This is a genomic window from Actinophytocola sp., assembly GCF_036002505.1.
Taxonomy (GTDB): Bacteria; Actinomycetota; Actinomycetes; order Mycobacteriales; family Pseudonocardiaceae; genus DASYTH01.
On sequence record NZ_DASYTH010000119.1, the window covers coordinates 50900 to 57056 of the forward strand.

Here is a 6157-nt window from a genome sequence, read left to right on the forward strand (position 1 = left end):
ACGGCGCGGAGAGGTGATCTTGAGGCAGCCGGGGTGCCTACTGGCGTCGGTATCCCTCGTACATTGCGGAAGCCAGGCGGCCGAGATAGGTGCCACCATTGGATTTCTTTCCATCACTCAAGGTTGTTATCCAGGTGTTGACCGCGACGACCAGGCCGACGCCGGTGTTCGGGTCGAGATTGGCGATCACGGGGGCCCCGCTTGATCCTGCGCCGAGCGCGGGATTGCCCTCGATGCAGGTGCCGTACGGTAGTTCGGGTCTGGTGAATTTCGCGTTGACCTGGCAGGTCGTGTCCAGCGTCCGTCCGTCGTCGTGGCCGGTGTGGTAGGCGAAGACGTGGAAATGTCCGGCGCGGGGACAGTTGGCGAAGCAGAGTCCCTGGGCGCCGCCGACCGCTTGCTGGATATGTAGACCGTTGCGGGTGTTCAGCAGAACCATGGCCAGGTTGCTCTCTGCCGTCACGGGAGTGTTCTGGTCGAAGTGGGGCGCGCTCACCCAGCGCCGGGCGGTCCACGTGCCGTACGGCCCGGGCTCGTTGATGAGGCTTTCGAAGAGGCGTCGAGCTGGCACGAACCGGACCTCGACCGGGCCCTCGCCGCGGTTGTCGAACAGCACCTTCCCAGAGGTGAGCAGCATGTCCAGGCTCTCGCTGGCCACGACCACGGCGGTGGCCGACTGGGTGTTGCCGTCACTGAACGTGGCGGTCAGCTTGCCGGTCGTTCTCTGCACGAAGTCCAGTGCTGTGTCGGAGAGGTGCTGCTGAGGCACGAAGAGCTCGTTCAGGGTGGGCGCATCCGGGGCGTCCTGGGCGAAGACTTGCTGTGTCGTCAATCCGAGGCCGGTGGCGACGCCGGCGGCGACCAGGCCGCTCAACGCCAGCACAATTGCCCGCCTGGTGATTTTCATATCGGGGCTCCCGCACGATTGGCTCGACCGTTCATTCCAGTCACGGTCGGGCACCTCCGCCGGTTCGGACCACTGGCACCGCGATACATTGATGTGAGGCTGGCCAGCTCTGATTGCCGCCTATGCGTTCTGGTACCGGTCGTACAGCGCTTTCGCGGTGTCGCTCAGGTACGTTCCGCCGTTGTTGGGCGGTGTGCTCGGGTCGAAGCTGCGGTTGGCGCGCTTGTTCCGGTCGATGTCGCCGGGACCCCAGGTCATGATGCCCATGATGCGGCCAAGGCCGGTGGTCGGATCCAGATCGGTGAGCAGTCCGGACCCGCTGGAGCCCGGCGTCAACTCCGGCGTTCCTTCCCTGCAGGTGCCGAACAGGTCGCCCGGCTGGTACTCCTGGCCCGGTAGCCCCAGCCCGCGGAAATCCGCGACGACCCGGCAGCCGGTGTAGAGCGAGGCTCCCTCTTCCCAGCCGCCCGGGTACCCGAAGACGTGGACGAGGGCCTCACGGGGACAGTTGAAGCAGATGCCCTGGCTGCCAACGGCCTGCTGAATGTGCAGGCTGCCGTGGCTGTTCAGCAGGACCACGGCCAGGTCGTCCTGCGTCCAGTCCGGGGAGCCGGCCGTGAAGGTGTCCGGGAACCCCCAGTCCCGCGCGGACCACCTCTGGTAAGGCGCGCGGCCGTACTCCTCGCCCGGCACGAACGTGACGGCCTCGGGGCGCAGCTCACTGCCGTCCTCGCCGGTCCTGACGAACAGGTGCGCCGCCGTGAGCAGCATGTCCAGGCTCTGGCTGGTCACCACCGTGGCGGTGCCCCACGCAAAGGTCTGGTCGGGGAACGTCAGGTACAGCTTGCCGGTCGTGCGCTGCACGTGGGTCATGGCCTCCGGCGACAGGTTGTCTGCGGACAGCGCGAGCTCGGCCAGGCTCGGGGCTTCGGAGCCCTTCGCCGCGGCGTCTCCGAACCCGGCTCCGATGCCGGCGGCGACAAGTCCGCTCAGCACCGCCAGGACAGTCATTCTTCGCCGTACCCGCATCGACAGACTCCTCACCCGATTACGGAAAAGGTCACCACGACACGTCGGCTGCGGGACTCGTCGTGGTTGGCCGGCCCGGCAGGGGGTGGACACCCTGCCGGGCCGGGGCGCGTGAGGCGTGGCTCGGTGTCATGCCAGACCGGTCAGCCGCACGGCCCGCGCCGGCGTCAGCGAGCGGGTGGCCTCCAGAACCGGGCCGGAAGCGCTCGATCTGGTTGCGGGACGGGCGGCGCGCAGCTTGGACAGCACGCGGTCGTCGGCGTCCGGGTCGCCCGCCACGGCACGGCGCTCGGCGAGGAACAACCTGGCCGGTGACTCGCTGCCGTCATTGCCCAGCACCACCAGCAGCGTTCCGGGCGGGAACAGCACCAGGCCCCGGGTGTCCTCGCCGGCGAACCCGTCCACCCGGCAGCCCGTCGCCGACCAGATCACCAGCTCGACGTCGTCCGCGGCGAGCTCCGGCGCGGCGGTGGAGCCCGCGAGGATGCCGTTGTCCACCAGCACGTTCCCCCGCTCGAACTGCTCGGTGCCACCGGGCGGGGGCGCGCTGGCGGCGTAGGTCACGCCCAGTTGGCGCGGCAGCCGGCGCAGACCGCCGCACAGGCACGCGACCAGTGCCGCACCGGTCTCGTCGCGCGGGTCCGCGCGCAGGGCCCGGAAGAAGGTCTCCGCCCCGCCGTTGAGCAGCGCGGTGACCGCCACCAGGTCGGGCACGACGCTGTCCGGGGCCAACGCGTCCTCGCGCAGCCCGGGCCGCTGCGCGAGCGCCCGGGTCACCTGCCGCAGGTACACGTCGTAGCGCCAGTCGAGGGCCTGGCGGAGCAGTTGGTGCTGCTCGGCCGTGCTGGCGGCGGCCGGGGCACCGGGCACCGGCACGTGCTCCGGGATGGGCGCCGCGGCGGCCACCGGCACGGGCGCCGCGGCGGCCACCGGCGCGGCCGCGGGCCGTGGCGCGGGCCTGGCGACGATCTCCCCCGGCGGTGCCGGGGGGAGCCGCGGGCGCTTCGCCGAAACGGGCGCCGCCGGCCGGGCACCGCGCGGGCGCGGAAGTGCCGTCAGCGCCACCGGCCCGACCGTGTGGGGCTCCGCCGGCGCGGGCGGCGGTGCCACGCCCGCAACGGTGTCCTGACCGGCCGGTCGCGCGTGCCCGGCGAGGGGATCGGGGAGTGGTGGGACATCGGCCGGTATCTCGGCTGGTGCCACCGCCGGAGTCACCGCCGGCGCTCCGCGCGGAGTGAAGCGCCGGCCGGCGGGGGTGGTCACGGTCATTCCGAGAAACGTGGCCAGGAGCTGAAGCTCGTGGTCAAGGGCACCGGCCGTGGCCTGGTCACCGGTTTCGGTGTGCACGGCGAGCTCGGTCGCGCCCCGCAGCCGGGGCCACACGCAGGCCGCCAGCTCCCAGGCGGACAGGGTGACGCCGCCCGCGGTGAACGGGCGAACCGGACCGCCGGTGCACCCCACGGTGATCGCGGGGCCGGGCCGCACCGGGATCTCCACCTCCGGGGCGGGCCGGGGGACCCACCGCGGCGGCGTGGCCACCATCATGCGGATCATGTCGTCCATCGTGGCGACGTCGTCGGTTTCGAGCGGGAGCGGCGAACCCCGGTCGATCTCCCGGTACCGGTGCACCCGCCAGCCGGGTCGGGTGGTCATCCGAACCACCACCGGGGCGTGGATCTGGTCCGCGACGGTCTGCACGACCCAGCCCGGCGGTTCCGCGCCGCAGTGCAGGAAGACCGGCCTGCCCCGCCGGGCCGGGTCCGCCGCGGCGCGCTCGCCGAGGGCTCCGGGCGTCAGGGTGGTGCCGCCGAGGACGAAGCAGCCGCTGCCGTGGTCGTAGCCGACCTCGATCTCGTGCACCAGCCCGTTCCCGACCCACCACGGGGGTCCCGGGTCCGGTCCCAGGTCTGGTCCGGTGTCTGGTGCCGCGTCGGATACCGGGTCCGGTTCCAGATCTGGTCCGGTGTCTGGTGCCGCGTCCGGTCCCAGGTCTGGTCCGGTGTCTGACACCGCGTCGGATACTGCGTCGGGTTCCAGGTCTGGTCCGGTGTCCGGTACCGCCTCGGAAACCGTGCCCGGTCCCGTGGCCCCGGCCGGGTGCTCCTCGGGTTCCGCCGGGTCCAGCGTCCGGCCGTCGTAGCCGACGAACCGCACCGGCACGTCGAGGTCCGCGATGTCCGCGGCCAGGCCGGCCACCGCGTCCCGGTCGGGCGGCGGTCCCTCGGAGTCGCCGACGACGACGAGCGCGGTGCCGTCGTCATCCTCCGTGCGGGCGACCACGGGGTCGTCCAGGTAGGGCGCGGGGGCGTCGGCGGAGGTGATCCACAGGCCGGACGGCGTCGGCAGCACCCGCAGCCCGGGCGGGCTGCCGGGCCCGACGAACCGGTCGAGCTCCGGCTCCCACGGCGGGGCCGGAAGGGTGTGGCCGGACGGATCGGTGATGGCCGTGCGGCCGGGCGCGCTCCAGCACCATCCGGTCGGCGCGAACAGCCGGCCACCCGGCAGCGCGAGCACCGGCCCAGGCGAGGCCTGGACCGGTGCGGAGATCATCTTCGCGAGCTCGGCCGCCGGGGAGGGTTCGCCGGTGGCCGCGGTGGAGATCGCCAGCCGCACGCCCCGGCACTCGGGCAGGGCGGCCACGATCGCGGTCAGCGCGGCGGGCCAGTCTTCCGGCAGGTCGCCGATGACGGTCACCACGTTCGGGTACGGCGGGGCGGCGGCGAGCCCGTCGACCACGTCGCCGGGCGGCCCGGAACCCAGGACCAGCACCCTGTCCGCGGCGAGCCGGGCGGCCGGTTCGAGCTCCGGCGCGGTCACGGCGTCCGCCCGGCCATGTCGATCATGGGCCCGGACCGCTCCGGCGCGGTGAGCCGGTAGCCGACGCCGCGCACGGCCTGCACGACCGCGCTGCCGCCGAGCTTGGCGCGCAGCCGCGCGATGTGCACGTCCAGCGTGTGGAAGCTGGACAGGTAGTGGGTCTGCCAGACCTCCGCCACCAGCTGCTGGCGGGACAGCACCACGCCCGGCCGGTCGCTCAGCAGCCGGAGGATCTGGAACTCCTTGCGGTTGAGGTGGATCAGCCGGCCCCCGGCACGCACCTCGTGGCGGTCCAGGTCGAGGTGCAGCTCACCGACCAACCGCGCACCCGCGGGGCGTGGCCTGACCCGGCGCAGGACGGCCTCGATCCGGGCGGCCAACTCCCCGAAGACGAACGGCTTGCACAGGTAGTCGTCGGCGCCGCAGCGCAGCCCCGCGACCCGGTCGGCCTCCCCGGTTCGTCCGCTGAGGACGATGATGCCCGGACCGCCGCGCCGGCGGAGTGTCTCGCAGATGGCGAGGCCGTCCCGGTCGGGCAGGCCGAGGTCGAGCAGCACCAGGTCGGCCGGCCCGGCGGAGAGCGCGGCGGCCGCGGTGTGCGCGACGACCACCTGATGCCCGCTCCTGCGCAGTGCCTTGGCCAGCGCCGCGGCGAACTGCTCGTCGTCGTCAACCAGAAGTACCTTCACAAGCACCGTCCAGACCACCCGGTTATCCATTGACGCCGTACACACGTAACCAGGGCCGGTACCGCCCACTCCGCCCCTCACCAGACGCCGGACTTGAGGTTGTTGTTACCTTCGCCGGGGAGTGAACGTGACGTTGCTTCCCCACCGGGAAAGCAAACGTGGCCGGCGTCGCGGTGCGACGCCGACCACGCGATCGGAGCTAGGGCGTTCTCAGGGGCAAACCTGCGTACCCGGCTCCCAGGCGACGGGACCGGCGCCGGTCAGCAGGCACTGCAGTCCACGCCGGCGATCGTCACAGGCATTCAGGCGACGGCTCCTCCTGCCACGAGTAGAAGCCGGTGATATCGACCTTGAACACGTCGCCGGCCAGTTGGTCCTGAGAAGGCACATCCACGAACAACGCCTCCTCACCCCGACAGATGGTGATCCTCCCCTGCCACCGGAGATCCGGGCCGAACCGGCTGAAGACATAGCTTCCGAATGTGAACCAGTCCGTGCACTGATAGCCGAATTCCGAGTTAAGGCCACAGATTTTGATCGGTTGCTGGACGGGCGCGCTGGCCGCCCCGGACTCAGTCCTCAGGGCGATGAACTTCCCGCCGTCTTCGGCGGCAGCCGAACCAGACCACGCGGCCACCCCGAGACCCGCGACGGCGGCGGACAGCAGTACCGCCCGCCCGAACCGCGGCACGCGACCGACCAATCGCACGAAACC

General features: G+C 71.8%; 5 protein-coding genes. All 5 read right to left on the reverse strand.

What is annotated here, in order from left to right:
- Window positions 1-37 precede the first annotated feature (37 nt).
- Window positions 38-907, reverse strand: a complete 870-nt coding sequence (locus VGR06_RS09835) for a hypothetical protein (protein WP_327558683.1) — start codon at window positions 905-907, stop codon at window positions 38-40.
- 120 nt (window positions 908-1027) lie between these two features.
- On the reverse strand, window positions 1028-1903 hold the full coding sequence (locus VGR06_RS09840) for a hypothetical protein (RefSeq protein WP_327558684.1): 876 nt from the start codon (window positions 1901-1903) through the stop codon (window positions 1028-1030).
- A 162-nt stretch (window positions 1904-2065) separates the two neighbouring features.
- Window positions 2066-4753 (reverse strand): hypothetical protein, encoded by a 2688-nt coding sequence (locus VGR06_RS09845; protein ID WP_327558685.1) that lies wholly within the window; start codon window positions 4751-4753, stop codon window positions 2066-2068.
- The gene (locus VGR06_RS09850; protein WP_327558686.1) at window positions 4750-5442 is read right to left on the reverse strand and encodes a response regulator transcription factor; all 693 of its coding nucleotides are present in this window, start codon (window positions 5440-5442) and stop codon (window positions 4750-4752) included. Before VGR06_RS09850 ends, VGR06_RS09845 begins: the two co-directional genes overlap by 4 nt.
- Before the next feature lie 292 nt (window positions 5443-5734).
- On the reverse strand, window positions 5735-6157 hold a 423-nt coding region (locus tag VGR06_RS09855; RefSeq protein ID WP_327558687.1), incomplete at its 5' end, for a hypothetical protein.